Source organism: Nocardioides eburneiflavus, from assembly GCF_004785795.1.
GTDB lineage: Bacteria > Actinomycetota > Actinomycetes > Propionibacteriales > Nocardioidaceae > Nocardioides > Nocardioides eburneiflavus.
The window spans coordinates 1,505,537-1,520,793 of sequence record NZ_SRRO01000001.1 but is presented as its reverse complement, the minus strand read 5'-3'; the positions used below and the strand labels follow the sequence as shown (position 1 = coordinate 1,520,793).

The following is a 15,257-nucleotide window of genomic DNA, read 5'->3' as shown; positions in this document are numbered from 1 at the left end:
GTGCGTCCCGATGGCTCCCGGCTGCTGCCGTGGCTGCTCGGCGCCGTGGACCTGGTGATGATCGCGCTGGCGACCGTCCTGGCCATCCGGTTCCGGATGACCCTGCCGATCTTCGCCACGGCCGGTGACATCCTCGAGAACACCGCCCTCGCCAGCGTCTTCTTCCTCGGCACGTGGCTGGTCATGCTCGTCTACTTCGGGGCCTACGAGCTGCACGTGATCGGCGCCGGCACCGAGGAGTTCAAGCTCGTCGTCAACGCGTCGGTCTTCACCGCCGCGCTGGTCGCGACCATGGCCTACCTCATGCAGTACCCGCTCTCCCGCGGCTTCTTCGTCCTCTACTTCCCGCTGGGCGTCATGACGCTGCTGCTCGGGCGACTGCTCAGCAGACGGGTCATCCAGCGGCTGCGGCGGGCCGGGCACCTCAACTCCAAGGTGCTGCTCGTCGGCAGCCCGATCTACATCGCCGAGATCCACCAGGTGCTGGCCCGCGAGTCCTGGCTCGGCTACCAGGTGATGGGCTGCCTGGTGCCGGCCGTCCACGCCGGTCCGGAGACCATCTCCTCGGGCGTCCCGGTCCTCGGGCTCATCGAGGACGTCCGCGCGGTCGTCGACGAGTTCTCGCCCGACATCGTGTTCTTCACCGCGGGCGCAGTGAAGTCCTCCACCGCGCTGCGCCGCCTCGCCTGGGACCTCGAGGACCACGCGCACGTCCAGATCATCGTCGCCCCCAACGTCACCGACGTCTCGAGCGAGCGCGTACGGATCCGCCCGGTCGCCGGGCTGCCCCTCATGCACCTGGGGCGCTCCCGCTCGCAGCTGGCGACCAACGACGCCAAGCGCGCCTTCGACCTCTTCGGCTCGCTGGCCGTCCTCGCCCTCGTCTGGCCGGTCCTGCTCGCCCTCATGCTCTGGATCAGGCTCCACGACGGCGGCCCCGCGCTGTTCCGACAGGTCCGGGTCGGGCGTCAGGGCGCCGAGTTCACCTGCCTCAAGCTGCGCTCGATGTCGATCGACGCCGAGGACCGGCTCGCCGAGCTCGAGGCACGCGACCACGTCCTCTTCAAGAGCTCCGACGACCCTCGCGTCACCCGTCCGGGCAGGTTCATCCGGCGCTTCTCCCTCGACGAGCTCCCCCAGCTGTGGAACGTCGTGCGCGGCGAGATGAGCCTGGTGGGCCCCCGACCGCCGCTGCCCACCGAGGTCGAGCAGTACGAGGACGACATGCTGCGCCGCCTCAACGTGATGCCCGGCATGACCGGCCTGTGGCAGGTCTCCGGGCGCTCCGACCTGTCGTGGGAGGACACCGTCCGACTCGACCTCTACTACGTCGACAACTGGTCGATGGTGCAGGACCTGCTGATCCTGGCGCGCACGGTCACCGCCGTGCTGGCCAGCCGCGGCGCGTACTGACGCCGACACCGACGCGACCGGGGCGGGATCAGGACCTGGTGGCCTTCTCGGCCTCGCCCGCCTCGGCCTGCTCCGCCTGCGCGGGCTTGTCGGGCTTGTCGGCCTTGTCGGGCTTGTCGGCCTTGTCGGCCTTCTTGCGCCAGCCCTTGCCCGCCGAGGACTCCGCCTCGAGCGAGGCGTACTCGGCCTGGTAGCCGCCGTAGCCGCCGTAGCCGCCGCCGTAGGCGATGGCGGCCGCGCCCTTGACCGGCGCCTTGTTGAGCACGACCCCGAGGAGGCGGCTGCCGACCTGGTCGAGGATGCGGCGGCAGTGCTGGCTCTGCTCGATCTGGGTCTTGCCGGCCGCCTGGACCAGCAGCGCACCGTCGCAGAACGCCGACAGCAGGCCCGCGTCGGTGACCGGGAGCAGGGGCGGCGCGTCGAGGATCACGAAGTAGTCGTGCGAGAGCTCGTCGATGAACTGCTTCATCCGCAGCGAGCCGAGCAGCTCGCTCGGGTTCGGCGGGATGCGACCGGCGGGGAGCAGGCTCAGGTTGGCCATGCCCGACTGGACGATCACGTCGCGCACGTCCACGTCGCCCGCCAGGGCCTGGGTGAGGCCGACGGCTCCGTCGACCTCGAAGGTCGTGGCGAGCATCGGCCGGCGCAGGTCGGCGTCGATCAGCAGCACGGGCGTGCCGGCCTGCGCGACGAGGCGCGCGATGTTGGCCGAGACCGTCGACTTGCCCTCCCCTGCCAGCGCAGAGGTCACCACGATGCGGCGGGGCTCGTTGTCGACGTCGACGAAGCGCAGGTTGGTGCGCAGCAGCCGGAAGGCCTCCGCGGCCCTCCCCAGGTCGCCGCGGACACCCCGGTGCGTACGACCGAGCGAGTCCTCCGTGGGGATGACGCCGAGCACCGCGGCGCCGGTGGCCTCCTCGACGTGCGCGGCCGAGCGGATGCGGCGGTCGAGCAGCCGGCGGGCGATGAGCACGGCGTAGGCGAGGGCGAGACCGCCGAGGGCGCCCTTCAGCGCCGCACTGCGGTAGTCGGGGCTGAACGGGGCCGAGGGGAGCTGTGCCGGCTCGACCGCCACGATCCGCGTCAGCGGGTCCCCGCGCGGGTTCTCCTCGCCGGTCTCGACCTCCTGGGCGTAGACCACGACGGCATCGACGACGGCGGTGGCCAGGTCGCGCGCCTCCTGCGGCGTGCTGCCGATCGCGGTCACCGTCAGGGCGTTGACGCTGGCATCGACCGACGCCGAGAAGCGGCCCGCGATGGCGGACGGCGGCACGTCGAGCCCGAGGTCCTCCACGACCCGCTCGGCCACCGGCGTCGTGGAGACCAGGTAGGCGTAGAGCACCGCCTTGTCCTCGGCGAGCTGGGCGTTGCCCTGCTCCTCGGCGGCGCTCGCCGCGTTGCCGACCTGCACCAGGCCCGCGGACGTCGCCGAGTAGAGGACCGGCTCGCGCGTGGTCCACGCGGCCATCACCGCCGCACCGAGGACCGTGCAGCCGACCAGCACCCACACATAGGCGCGGGTCAGCCGGACGAAGTCCCCGAACGTCATGCTCGCGAGTCTAGGACGTCCGACCCGTCCATCTACCCCGAAGCGCGACACTCGGGCTGGCACCATGTGCGGCATGGACGAGCACCGGGAGGGCCGGGCGGCCCCGATCGCCGCGCGCGTCCACCTCGCCCATGCCGTCGTGCAGAAGCTCGCCGACGACCGCGACATCGACCTGCTCCACCTCAAGGGGCCGGCCGTCCTGCCGGGCCTGCGGGCGGAGGGTCGCCAGTCCAGCGACGTCGACGTGCTCGTGCGCCCGAGCCACCTCTCCCGACTGGTCGACGCGCTGGAGTCCGTCGGCTTCGAGCAACGCACCGACTTCTCGACCGGGTCGGTGTTCGCCCACGCCGCCAACTGGTGGCACGACGACTGGGGGTGGGTCGACGTCCACACCAGCTGGCCGGGCGTCACCATCGACGCCGAGGCGGCGTACGGGGTCCTCGCCCGCAGCCTCGTCCACCGCGAGATCGCCCACCGCGCCTGCCCGGTCCCCGACCACACCTCCCAGCGGCTGATCCTGGTCCTCCACGCCGCTCGCTCCGGTGGGAGGACCGACGTCGACCACGCCTGGGTGGGTGCGACACCGGAGGAGCAGGACGCCGTACGCCGGCTGGCCGCCGAGCTGGGCGCGGAGGTCGCGCTCGCCGCCGGGATCGGGGAGCTCGAGCTCCACCGCCGCGACCCCTCCTACCTGCTGTGGCGCTACTTCAGCGAGGGCGGGACCCGTCTCGACGAGTGGCGCGCACGGCTCGCGGCCGCGCCGACCGTACGCGCGAAGGCAGCGCTGGTGAGCGCCGCGACGCGTGTCAACCGCGACCACCTGAGGATGGAGCTGGGCCGTACGCCCACCCGGGACGAGGTGCGCGAGCGCCAGCGCCTGCGAGTGAGGAAGGCGTTCGCGGAGGTGTCGGGCAGGGCCACCGCGAGTGCCATGAAGAGGTGGCGGCGACCGTGACGCGCTACCGCATCGCCGACGACGTCGCATGGGTGAGCGAGGAGGAGCTCGACGGCGGCGAGACCCCGACCGCCTACCTCACCCGGCTGCCGAAGGGTCCGCCGATCCTGCTCGAGGGCTCCGGGTGCGTGGTGTGGCTCGCGCTCGCCGACGGCGGCACCCTGGACGAGGTCGTCGACGCGGCCGCCGCCATGTCGGGGACCAGCACCGAGGAGATCCGCGACGACGTGGAGACGCTGGTCGACCAGCTCGTGATCATCGGCGTCGCGCGAGAAGACTGACCGCCAGGCCGACCCCCACCGCCCCGATCGCCGCGCCCAGCGTGTTGGCCGCGACGTCGCTCCACGTGCCCTGCCGGTCGAGCCACAGCCACTGCACCGCCTCGATCACGAGGGACCCGGTGGCGGCGACCGCCGTCGCCACCCACCACTGTCGGCCGGTCAACAGCACGAACAGCGCCCCGAGCGGGACGAACAGCACCACGTTGAGCAGCACGCCGTAGTGCTCGGGGAGGACCCAGTCGGGCGCGATCGGCCAGTCGTACCTGAACCGGACGTAGCACGCGACGGTGAAGCGGTTGAGGGCCGAGCCCCAGGGCCCGCCGACCAGGACCGCGAGCGCCACGACGTAGCCGAGCGCGAGGGCGACCAGCACCCGGCGTTCGCCCCTCCAGCCCACGTCGCCCACCCTAGAGTGGGCGACGTGAGCTCCCAGGGAACCCCGCCCGAGGTGGTGGTGGACGCCCTGGGGGTGCCGATCGGGATCCCGGTCTCCGGTGACGCCGCCGCCCGCCTGCGACGGCAGTGGAGCCGTGCGCTCACCGACCGGCCCGCCGCCACCGTCGTCGACCTCGACCAGCTCGACACCGACGACGACGTCGCCCACGACTACGCCGTCACCTCGCGGGTCACCCTCGCCGCGCTCGACGCGACGGCCGGGCTCCGCGTCAACCTGCACGCCGGCGCCGTGGCGGACGAGGAGGGCCGCGCCCTGGTCGTCATCGGCCCGTCGGGCTCGGGCAAGACGACCGCCGTGCAGCTGCTCGCGCGCCGCCTCGGCTACCTCTCCGACGAGACCACCTCGGTCGACGACACCCTCGCCGTGCACCCCCACCCCAAGCCGCTCTCGGTGATCACCGACAGCGACGCCCCGCTCCTGAAGCACTCCCTCTCGCCCGACGACCTCGACCTGCTGCGGCCGCCGCCCTCGGCCCGCCTGCACCGCATCGTCCTGCTGCACCGCGGCGACACCGACCGCGGCCTCCTCCCGCTCGCGCCGGCCCGCGCGATCGCCGAGATCGTGGCGCAGACCTCGTCGCTGGTCAGGCTCGAGCACCCCGTCCGCCGCCTGGCGGACACGATCGACGCGTGCGGGGGCGCGTGGGCCCTCGACTACAGCGAGGTCGAGCACTGGCTCGACGACCTCGTCGCCCTCCTCGACGTCGAGGGCCGGCCGCCACTGCCCCGCCGGCACCACCCCGGCAGCGGCGACGGCGTGGCCGACGGGAGCCGTACGCCCGGCGCCTGGACCCGTGTGCCGTGGCGCGACGCGATCGAGTACGACGACGAGCTCGTGCTGATGATCGACTCCCGGGTCCACGTGCTCGCCGGGCTCGGCGTCGTGCTCTGGCTCGCCCTCGAGGCCCCCCTCACCACCGACCGTCTCGTCGCCGAGGTGCAGGAGCTGTGGGGCGCCCACCCCGACGCCGTCGCGCTGGTCGGCGACGCCCTCCGGCTCATGGCGACAGAGGGGCTCCTCCGGCCTCCTGCCTGAGGGCTCGGGGTGGCTCGTGTCGCGGTCCCCGGGTACCCCGGGGAAGCCCGAGCCTCCACCCCGAAACTTCGGGGGCAGGGCTCCAGCCTGGATACGGAACCTCGGCGCCGCCGCCGGCTTCGGGGCGCGCTGAGCCCGCCGGTAACCTGCGTCACATGAGCACCCCACGACGTTCTTCCCCCCCGCTTCGCTCCTCCGAACAACGTCACGGGGACCCCGCATGACCGCCCGCCGCCAGCTGCCCACCGACGAGGCCCGCGACCTGCTCGCCCTGACGCGCGAGATCGCCACCAAGGAGCTCGCCCCCAGGTCTGCGGAGGCGGAGGCCACCGAGACCTTCCCGCGCGAGGTCTTCCGGATGCTCGGCCAGGCCGGGCTGCTGTCCCTGCCCTACCCCGAGGAGCACGGCGGCGGGGACCAGCCCTACGAGGTCTACCTCCAGGTGCTCGAGGAGATCGGCGCCGTGTGGTCGTCGGTCGGGGTCGGCGTCTCGGTGCATGCCCTGTCCTGCTTCGGCCTCGCCGAGTTCGGCACCGACGAGCAGCGCGCCCGGTGGCTGCCCGACATGCTCGGCGGCGACCTGCTCGGCGCCTACTGCCTCTCCGAGCCGCACGCCGGGTCCGACCCCGCCGCGATGCGTACGACCGCCCGCCGCGACGGCGACTCGTACGTGATCAACGGCGCGAAGGCCTGGACCACCCACGGCGGGCACGCCGACTTCTACAAGGTGATGGCCCGCACCTCCGACGACGCTGGTGCTTCTCGGGGGGCAGGCATCTCCTGCTTCCTCGTCCCCGCCGACTCCGAGGGCCTGTCCGCCGACCCGCCCGAGCGCAAGATGGGCCTCACCGGCTCCGCCACCGCGACCATGCGCTTCGACAACGTCCGCGTCGACGCCTCCCGCCTCCTCGGCGCGGAGGGCGAGGGCCTCCGCATCGCGCTCAAGGGACTCGACTCCGGCCGCCTCGGCATCGCCGCCGTCGCCGTCGGCCTCGCGCAGGGCGCCCTCGACGCGGCCGTGGCGTACGCCCGTGAGCGCGAGACCTTCGGCACCCGGATCATCGACCACCAGGGCCTGGCCTTCGTGCTCGCCGACATGGAGGCCGCCGTCGTCTCGGCCCGCGCCACGCTGCTTCACGCCGCGCGGCTCAAGGACGCCGGCCTGCCGTTCTCCCGCGAGGCCTCGATCGCCAAGCTCGTCGCCACCGACAACGCCATGAAGGTCACCACAGACGCCGTCCAGGTCCTCGGTGGCTACGGCTACACCCGCGACTTCCCGGTCGAGCGCTACATGCGCGAGGCCAAGGTGATGCAGATCTTCGAGGGCACCAACCAGATCCAGCGGATGGTCATCTCGCGCTCGCTCGCGAAGGACGACGCGGGCGCGATCGGCTGACGGCCGGTGGCGCGGCCGGGAACCACCGGTTCACCGGTGGTTCCCGCGCTTCCAGCCCGGTGCAACGGCCGAGAAGCGCACGGAAAGGGCTGCCGGATCGAGCGCCGCCGACCGTTCTCCACAGGCGGCGTTCGGCAGGGTTGAAGCGCGCCGGCGTCGGCAACGATCCCGCCATGATGAAGCCTGTACAGCTCGCCGAGCTCCCCGTGGTGTCCTCGCGCGCCACCCTGCTAGACGTGGGCATGTCCGACCGACACATCACGTCACTCGTGCGCGCCGGCACGCTCGTCCGGATCCGCAGGGGCCAGTACGTCGACGGCGGGGCATGGCGTTCGCTCGGCCGCGCCGACCGGCACCGACTCCTCACGCGCGGAGTGATGCTCGCTGCTCACGCGGGCACGACGGCCACGCACGTCTCGGCTGCCATCGAGTGGGGCGCGCCCGTGTGGGACCTCCCGCTCGACGTCGTCCACACCACCCGCTGCGACGGCAAGGTGGGGCGCAGACGCCAGGACTGGATCCAGCACGGTGGCGTCCTGCCCGCCAAGGACGTCACCGTGATGCACGGAGTTCCCGTGTCCGTCGCGGCCCGCACCTGTGTCGAGATCACGACGATCACCGATGTCGAGCGGAGCCTGGTCGTCGTCAACGGCCTGCTCCACTCGGGCGCCACCACGGAGCAGGAGTTCGCCGACTGGGCGCGCAGCGCGCGCTACTGGCCGCACAGCCTGGCGACTGACCTGGTGGTGAGGCTGTGCGACATGCGGCTCGAGTCGGCTGGCGAGTCGCGGTTCCACTACCTCTGCTGGCGCCAGCACCTGCCTCGCCCGACTCCGCAGGTCAAGGTGCACGACGAGCGCGGTCGACTGGTCGGGCGCGTCGACTTCCTGTGGGAGGACTTCGGTGTCTTCGTGGAGTTCGACGGCAAGGAGAAGTACATCAAGTACCGCCGCGACGGCGAGACCCTCGACGAGTTCCTGATGCGCGAGAAGAAGCGCGAGGAGCTCATCTGCCAGCTCACGGGATGGGTGTGCATCCGAGTGACGTGGGCGGACCTCGCGAACCCCGAGATCCTCGCGCGCCGCGTACGCAAGATGCTCGACTCCCGCCGCCCCCTGGGCGCCTAGGTTCCAGTCCTTTCCTGCGCCTTCTGGGCCGCTGCAACGGGCTGCAAGCGCGGTAACCACCGGTGCACCGGTGGTTGCCGACACCACCCGTTCACCCCTCCGTGGGTTGTCCGGCCCCCGGGCGCGAGCGAGCGTGGTCGACATGACCAAGCGCATCGCATTCCTGACAGCTTCCGAGGGCGTCGAGGAGGTCGAGCTCACCCAGCCGTGGCAGGCCGCCGTCGACGCCGGCCACACCGCCGAGCTGGTCTCGCTCGACGAGGGCGAGGTCCAGCTCTTCAACCACCTCGACAAGTCCTCGACCCAGCGCGTCGACCGACGGGTGGCCGACGTCGCCATCGCCGACTACGACGCCCTGGTCCTGCCCGGCGGGGTCGCCAACCCAGACGCCCTGCGGATGGACGAGGAGGCCGTCGCCTTCATCCGCGACTTCGTCGACTCCGGCAAGCCCGTGGCCGCCATCTGCCACGCGGCGTGGACCCTCGTGGAGGCCGACCGCGTGCGCGGCAAGCGGGTCGCCAGCTGGCCGAGCCTGCAGACCGACATCCGCAACGGCGGCGGCGACTGGGTCGACGAGGAGGTCGTCGTCGACGGCAACCTCATCACCAGCCGCAACCCCGACGACATCCCGGCCTTCTCGAAGGCTCTCCTCGGGGTCCTCGCCGGCTAGCTCGTCTCAGGGCGGAAATCCGGGTGTGGCGGTGCTCACACTGGTGGGGCATGCTGAGTGGAAGCGCTCTCACACTCGGAAGGTCCCCCCATGCCCCCTGCTCCTCCGCACCCGCGTCGACCCCGACGTACGCCGCTGCGAGCCGTCCTCACGGCCCTCGCCCTGACGGTGGTCGGGCTCGCCGTTCCCACCATCGCTCCGAGCACCGCCGCACCCACGTCCGCCCCGTCGACCCCGGACCTCGGCGAGCGGGTGGTGGTCGTCGACCCCACGATGTCGACCTCCGAGATCCGCGAGCGCGCCGACGAGATCTGGCGCCAGCAGGTCGACGCCGAGATGTCGGAGGAGCGCTGGTCGCTGCTGTTCCGCCCGGGCACCTATGGCACAGCCGCCGAGCCGCTGCAGATCAAGGTCGGCTACTACACCGAGGTCGCCGGCCTCGGCGCCGACCCGTCCGACGTCGTGATCAACGGCAAGGTGGAGGTCTACAACCGCTGCCTCACCGACGGGCCCATCCAGCCCTACTGCGTCGCCCTCAACAACTTCTGGCGTTCGCTGTCCAACCTCACCATCGACGTCAACGGCACCGGCCAGGACGGCTGCCGCGCGTCCGCGAACTTCTGGGCGACCTCGCAGGCGGCCTCGCTGCGCCGCGTCGACGTCCGCGGCGGCAACCTCTCCCTGATGGACTACTGCACCGAGGGCCCTCAGTACGCCAGCGGCGGCTACCTCGCCGACTCGCGTGCCGGCACCATCATCAACGGCTCGCAGCAGCAGTGGCTCACCCGCAACAGCGAGGTCGGGTCGTGGTCCAACGGCGTCTGGAACCAGGTCTTCGCCGGCACGATCGGCGCCCCGCCCGAGGCCAACTTCCCCACCGAGCCCTACACCACGCTCGACCGCACCCCCCTGAGCCGGGAGAAGCCCTACCTCCACATCGGTGACGACGGCACGTGGCGGGTCCGCGTGCCGGACGTGCGCACCGACTCGCGCGGCACGACCTGGGCCGGCAGCACCACCGCCGGAACCGACCTGCCGCTGTCGACCTTCCACGTCGCCACTCCCGACCAGTCGGCCAAGGAGATCGCCACAGCGCTGGCCCGCGGCAAGAACCTGGTGCTCACTCCCGGCGTCTACGACATCGACCGCAGCCTGGTCGTCCGCCGCGACGACACAGTCGTCCTGGGCCTCGGCCACGCCACCCTCACGGCCGTCGGCGGCGCGACGCCCCTCGTCGTACGTCCCGAGGCGACCGGTGTGGTCGTCGCGGGTGTCACCGTCGACGCAGGCGCCCGGCTCTCACCGAACCTCATGCACATCCAGGGACGTCCCGGTCGCTCCGGTGACCGCCGCCCGGCGGGCGAGGTGCCGACCACGACGCTCAACGACGTCTACTTCCGCGTGGGCGGCCCCCACATCGGCAAGGCCGACGTCTCGCTGCGCATCGACGCCGACGACGTGCTCATCGACCACGCGTGGGTCTGGCGCGCCGACCACGGCACCGAGGGCTTCACGGCCGGCGCGGTGGGCGACACCGATCGCTGGAACACCAACACCGGACGCGTCGGACTCATCGTCGACGGTGACCGCGTGCGCGCCACCGGCCTCTTCGTCGAGCACTACCAGGAGTTCAACACCATCTGGAACGGCGAGGATGGCGAGGTCGTGCTCTACCAGAACGAGCTCCCCTACGACCCGCCCTCGCAGGCCGACTGGACCCGTCCCGACGGCACGCTCGGCTGGGCCGGCTACAAGGTCGCCGACGACGTGCGTCGCCACCGGCTCTTCGGCGGCGGGGTCTACGTCTTCAACCGCAACGACCCCTCCATCACCACCGAGAGCGGCTTCGAGGTGCCCGAACGGGCCGGCGTACGCCTCCACCACGTCCTGACGGTCAACCTCGAGGCGGGCAGCATCGAGCACGTCGTCAACGACACGGGCGCGCGGGTGGACAGCAACGCCCCCGGCATCCCGAGCTACGTCGTGGACTACCCGGCTCCCTGAGCCAGTCGAGTCCGGGGCCCCACTCCACCACGAGCCAGCGCCCCAGCAGCGTCCCGTCCTGCTCCAGCAGCAGGGCGGGACGCTCGGCGGCGAGCTCGCCTCAGGGCCGACGAGGACCGGCCGGGGCCGGGATCTCCCCCGAGCCGCGAACGACCAGCCGCGTCGGGATGACGACGGTGCGTGCGGGAGTGGAGTCGCCGGCAAGGCGGGCGAAGACTCGTTCGGCCGCTGCCCGGCCGATCGCGGTGGGATCCTGGGCCACGACCGTCACCCCGGGTCGCAGCAGGTCAGCAAGGGGGAAGTCGTCGAACCCGACGATGGCGACCCGGTCCTGGAGCTCCGCGGCCTGCAGGTGACGGATGGCGCCGACGGTGATCTCGTTCTGCGCGGCGAACAGGGCACTCGGCGGGTCGCGCAGCTCCATGAGCCGCGGAAGGGCGGCCGCGGCGCGGCCGGCGTCCTCGAGCCCGTGCACCACCAGGTCCGGGTCGAACGGGACGCCGCGCGCGTGCAGTGCTTGCTGGTACCCCGCGAAGCGGTCGCGCGCGGTCTGGATGGCCGTGCGATCGCCGAGGAACGCGATCCGCCGATGGCCGTGGCCGATCAAGTGGGTGACGGCACGTCGGGCGCCGTCGACGTTGTCGGCCACGACCGCGTCTGCCTCGTAGCCCGATGGGGCGCGGTCCACGAAGACGATCGGCGTGCCCTCGGGCACCTCGTAGGTGAGGTAGCCCTGGTCGCTGGTGGCGGGAGCGAGGATCAGCGCATCCGCACGCCGCGAGGTGAAGGCGCGGACGAGCCGCTTCTCGCGCTCGGGGCTCTCGTCGAGGCTTCCGGCGAACAGGAGGACGTCGTGCTCGTGCGCCACGTCCTCCAGCGCCCGGTGGAGCTCGGCGGAGAAGGGGTTGGCGAGGTCCTCGAGCAGCGCGGCGACGGCGGCGGTGCGCCCGTCGAGGCGCCGCAGGCTGCTGGCGGTGAGGTTGGGGCGGTAGTCGAGCTGACGCACAGCCCGCTCCACCGACTCGACCTTGGCGGGCGCGACGCCGGGCTCGCCGTTGACGACGCGGGAGACGGTCTTCATGCTGACCCCCGCGAGGGCCGCCACGTCCTTGAGCGTGGGGCGGCGGGCGCCCCTGTACCCCCGGGCTCGGGGCGGCGCGGTGGTCATTGTGGTGGTCCTCACATCCGGGTGAGGCCACAGCCTAGAAGCCCCCCGGTCGGGGCTGCCTCAGCGTGAGGATGCGTGGTCACTGACAACGATGTCAAGGGCTGAGCCGTCCCTGACCAGTTTTCGCCTGTAGGGGTTGACCTGTGGCGCCGATCACACCTAGAACTGTCGCCTGACAACGTTGTCGGGCCGTGTCGAGGGCCCGGCGTCACCCCTGGAAGGGACCCTCATGCCGCACCTCATGCCTCGCTCCATCCCCCGCAGCGCGCTCGCCGCTGCCGCCGTCAGCCTCCTCGCCACCGCGCTCACCGCCTGCGGCGGTGACGGCGATGCCGCGAGCGCCGACGGCGGAGGGGGCGGCACCGCCGTCACCCTCATCACCAAGGACTCCATCAACCCGTTCTTCGTCTCCATGCAGGAGGGTGCGAAGAAGGCGGCGGCGGCCAACGACGTCGACCTGACCGTCGCCGCGGGCAAGGAGGACGGCGACGAGGAGGGGCAGATCCAGGCGATCGAGAACGCTGTGGCCCAGGGCCAGGAGGGCATCCTCATCACCCCCAACGGCCCCGGTGTGAACCCCGCCATCGAGAAGGCCCGCGATGCCGGGCTCTACGTCATCGCCCTCGACACCCCGCCCGACCCCGCGGAGACCGTCGACATCACCTTCGCGACCGACAACTTCAGGGCCGGCGAGCTCATCGGTGAGTGGACCGCCGCCCAGCTCGGCGGCGAGAAGGCCACCATCGCGCTGCTCGACCTGTTCAACGACAAGGTCGTCTCGGTCGACTACAACCGCGACCAGGGCTTCCTCACCGGCATGGGCATCGACACCGCGGACGCGGAGAAGAACGGCGACGAGGAGGCCACCGGCAGCTACTCCGGCGGCGACTACGAGATCGTCTGCAACGAGCCCACCGACGGAGCCGAGGACGGCGGACGCACCGCGATGGAGACCTGCCTCAGCAAGACCGACGGCATCAACGTCGTCTACACCATCAACGAGCCGGCCGCCTACGGTGCGGCCGCCGCCCTCGAGGCGGCAGGCCTCTCCACCGACGACGTCCTCATCGTCTCGGTGGACGGAGGGTGCCAGGGGGTGGGCGCGGTCACCGACGGCGTCATCGACGCGACGTCCCAGCAGTACCCGCTCGTCATGGCGGAGAAGGGCGTCGAGGCCATCGCCGCCATCGCCGAGGGCGGCGAGGCTCCCGAGACCACCGAGGGCCTGGACTTCTACGACACGGGCGTGGAGCTCGTGACCGACACGCCTGCCGACGGCGTCGAGAGCATCGACTCGGCCGCAGCGTCCGAGATCTGCTGGGGCTGAGCGTGAGCCGCAGCCCCGGGCAGACCACTGACGAGAGGCACGACATGGCAGTCACCGAGGACGGGAGCCTCGCCACGAGCGGGGCTCCCGCCGGGCAGGCCGCGACCGAGCTGGCCGAACGGGGCCGACGGCCGCTGCAGCGCGTGCAGCACCTGCTGCACGCGCACCCAGCCGCCAGCCCCGCCATCATCCTGGCCATCACCTGCGTGGTCTTCACCATGCTCAACCCCCGGTTCTCCGAGCCCGGGACGGTCTCGCTGATGGTCCAGCAGACCGCGGTCGTCGCTGCGCTGGCGGTGGGGCAGACGCTGATCATCCTGACCGCCGGCATCGACCTCTCGGTCGGCGCCGCCGCGATCCTCGCCATGATGGTGATGGCCACCTACGGCAGCGAGCACGGGCTGCCCGGCGGGGCTGCACTGCTGCTCGGTCTCGCGGTCGCCATCCTGGCCGGTGCGCTGAACGGCGCGCTGGTCACCCGGTTGAAGCTGCCGCCCTTCATCGTCACCCTGGGCACGCTCAGCGTCTTCACCGCCATCACGCTCCTCTACACCGGCGGGCAGAGCATCCAGCAGATCGCGATGCCCGACCTGTTGAGCTGGACCGGCGACACGCACGCCATCGGCGAGTTCCGGGTCACCAACGGGGTGCTGCTGTGCATCCTGCTCTACCTCGTCGTGGGGTTCGCCCTCAGCCAGACCGCCTGGGGCAGGCACGTGTACGCCGTGGGCGACGACCCGGAGGCGGCCCGCCTGGCCGGCATCCGCACCACCCGCGTCCTGTTCAGCGTCTACGTCGTCGCTGGCGTGGTCTACGGCATCGCGGCCTGGATCCTGATCGGACGAGCCGGCGCAGCCTCACCCAACGCCATCGGCGAGGCCAACCTCGAGAGCATCACCGCGGTCGTCATCGGCGGCACCAGCCTCTTCGGCGGCCGCGGCGGCGTCCTCGGCACCCTGCTGGGTGCCCTCATCGTCCAGGCATGCGCGCTCGGCCTCTCCCTGGCCGGGGTCGACGACCAGTACCGCCTCCTGGCGGTCGGCATCCTGGTCGTCGCCGCCGTGAGCGTGGACCAGTGGATCAGGAAGGTACGCGCATGAGTATCCACGACGACACCACGGTCCTGTCGGCCCGCGGGCTGGTCAAGACCTTCGGTCGGGTCATCGGCCTCGACGGGGTCGACGTCGACCTGAGGCGCGGTGAGGTGCTCGCCGTCATCGGGGACAACGGTGCCGGCAAGTCCACCCTCATCAAGACCCTCACCGGTGCCCTGACCCCCGACGCCGGCGAGATCAGGATGGAGGGGCGCCCGGTCTCCTTCAAGCGGCCGCAGGACGCGCGCGACGCCGGCATCGAGACCGTCTACCAGACCCTCGCGGTCGCGCCGGCCCTCGACATCGCCTCCAACCTCTACCTGGCACGGGAGGAACGACGCCCCGGCCCACTCGGGAGCGTGTTCCGGATGCTCGACAAGAAGGGGATGCGCGATCGGGCCCAGCAGTCGGTGAGTGACCTGGGCATCTCGACGGTGCAGAACATGTCGGTCGCCGTGGAGTCCCTCTCCGGGGGCCAGCGCCAGGCCGTGGCGGTGGCGCGGGCCGCGGCGTTCGGTGGCAAGGTCGTCGTCCTCGACGAGCCCACCGCCGCTCTCGGCGTCAAGGAGTCGGCCCAGGTGCTGCGTCTCGTGGAGTCGCTGCGCGAGCGCGGTCTGGGCGTGATCCTGATCAGCCACAACATGCCGCACGTGTGGGAGGTCGCCGACCGCATCCACGTGCAGCGACTCGGCAGGTGCGCGGGCGTCATCAGCCCGGAGACCCACTCCATGACGGACGGCGTCGCGATCATGACCGGCGCCCTCTCGCTCAGCACCTGACC

Annotated in this window: 14 protein-coding genes; 11 read left to right on the top strand and 3 right to left on the bottom strand. The window is 71.8% G+C overall.

Annotated features, from left to right (window positions below):
- On the top strand, positions 1–1,413 hold the full coding sequence (locus EXE59_RS07140; RefSeq protein ID WP_210428915.1) for a sugar transferase: 1,413 nt from the start codon (positions 1–3) through the stop codon (positions 1,411–1,413).
- A 28-nt stretch (positions 1,414–1,441) separates the two neighbouring features.
- On the opposite strand, the gene EXE59_RS07135 is transcribed toward EXE59_RS07140, so the two are convergent.
- Positions 1,442–2,962 (bottom strand): tyrosine-protein kinase domain-containing protein, encoded by a 1,521-nt coding sequence (locus tag EXE59_RS07135; RefSeq protein WP_135838286.1) that lies wholly within the window; start codon positions 2,960–2,962, stop codon positions 1,442–1,444.
- Positions 2,963–3,035: 73 nt separating this feature from the next.
- On the opposite strand from EXE59_RS07135, the gene EXE59_RS07130 reads away from it, so the two are divergent.
- Positions 3,036–3,917, top strand: coding sequence for a nucleotidyltransferase family protein (locus tag EXE59_RS07130; protein ID WP_168218432.1), 882 nt, complete (start codon positions 3,036–3,038; stop codon positions 3,915–3,917).
- Positions 3,902–4,198 (top strand): PqqD family protein, encoded by a 297-nt coding sequence (locus EXE59_RS07125; RefSeq protein ID WP_135838284.1) that lies wholly within the window; start codon positions 3,902–3,904, stop codon positions 4,196–4,198. The genes EXE59_RS07130 and EXE59_RS07125 overlap by 16 nt, the downstream gene beginning before the upstream one ends.
- Here EXE59_RS07125 and EXE59_RS23690 read toward each other — a convergent pair.
- Positions 4,173–4,595 (bottom strand): VanZ family protein, encoded by a 423-nt coding sequence (locus EXE59_RS23690; RefSeq protein ID WP_168218431.1) that lies wholly within the window; start codon positions 4,593–4,595, stop codon positions 4,173–4,175. The genes EXE59_RS07125 and EXE59_RS23690 overlap by 26 nt on opposite strands.
- 24 nt (positions 4,596–4,619) lie before the next feature.
- Between EXE59_RS23690 and EXE59_RS07115 the strand changes: the two genes are divergently transcribed.
- From EXE59_RS07115 to EXE59_RS07095, 5 genes are all read left to right on the top strand, one after another.
- Positions 4,620–5,690 (top strand): hypothetical protein, encoded by a 1,071-nt coding sequence (locus EXE59_RS07115; RefSeq protein ID WP_168218430.1) that lies wholly within the window; start codon positions 4,620–4,622, stop codon positions 5,688–5,690.
- A gap of 220 nt (positions 5,691–5,910) precedes the next feature.
- Complete coding sequence (locus tag EXE59_RS07110) at positions 5,911–7,086, top strand: acyl-CoA dehydrogenase family protein (protein ID WP_135838281.1); 1,176 nt, start codon at positions 5,911–5,913, stop codon at positions 7,084–7,086.
- 173 nt (positions 7,087–7,259) lie between these two features.
- The gene (locus EXE59_RS07105; RefSeq protein WP_135838280.1) at positions 7,260–8,213 is read left to right on the top strand and encodes a type IV toxin-antitoxin system AbiEi family antitoxin domain-containing protein; all 954 of its coding nucleotides are present in this window, start codon (positions 7,260–7,262) and stop codon (positions 8,211–8,213) included.
- A 142-nt stretch (positions 8,214–8,355) separates the two neighbouring features.
- Positions 8,356–8,883, top strand: a complete 528-nt coding sequence (locus EXE59_RS07100) for a type 1 glutamine amidotransferase domain-containing protein (protein ID WP_135838279.1) — start codon at positions 8,356–8,358, stop codon at positions 8,881–8,883.
- 90 nt (positions 8,884–8,973) lie between these two features.
- Positions 8,974–10,887: a glycosyl hydrolase family 28-related protein gene (locus EXE59_RS07095; RefSeq protein WP_135838278.1), complete on the top strand. Its 1,914-nt coding sequence runs from the start codon at positions 8,974–8,976 to the stop codon at positions 10,885–10,887.
- Between the two features lie 100 nt (positions 10,888–10,987).
- Here the strand turns inward: EXE59_RS07095 and EXE59_RS07090 are convergent, their stop codons facing one another.
- Entirely contained in the window at positions 10,988–11,992 is a 1,005-nt protein-coding gene (locus EXE59_RS07090; RefSeq protein WP_246056583.1) for a LacI family DNA-binding transcriptional regulator, read from the bottom strand.
- A gap of 304 nt (positions 11,993–12,296) precedes the next feature.
- Here EXE59_RS07090 and EXE59_RS07085 point away from each other — a divergent pair, with 304 nt between their 5' ends.
- Genes EXE59_RS07085 through EXE59_RS07075 form a run of 3 tightly spaced genes read left to right on the top strand, consistent with a single transcriptional unit; the run spans position 12,297 to position 15,255 of the window.
- The gene (locus EXE59_RS07085; RefSeq protein ID WP_210428914.1) at positions 12,297–13,382 is read left to right on the top strand and encodes a substrate-binding domain-containing protein; all 1,086 of its coding nucleotides are present in this window, start codon (positions 12,297–12,299) and stop codon (positions 13,380–13,382) included.
- Between the two features lie 44 nt (positions 13,383–13,426).
- Positions 13,427–14,482, top strand: coding sequence for an ABC transporter permease (locus EXE59_RS07080; protein ID WP_135838275.1), 1,056 nt, complete (start codon positions 13,427–13,429; stop codon positions 14,480–14,482).
- Positions 14,479–15,255 carry an ATP-binding cassette domain-containing protein gene (locus EXE59_RS07075; protein ID WP_135838274.1) on the top strand — a complete coding sequence of 259 codons (777 nt, stop codon included), beginning with the start codon at positions 14,479–14,481 and terminating at the stop codon, positions 15,253–15,255. Before EXE59_RS07080 ends, EXE59_RS07075 begins: the two co-directional genes overlap by 4 nt.
- Positions 15,256–15,257: the final 2 nt, after the last annotated feature.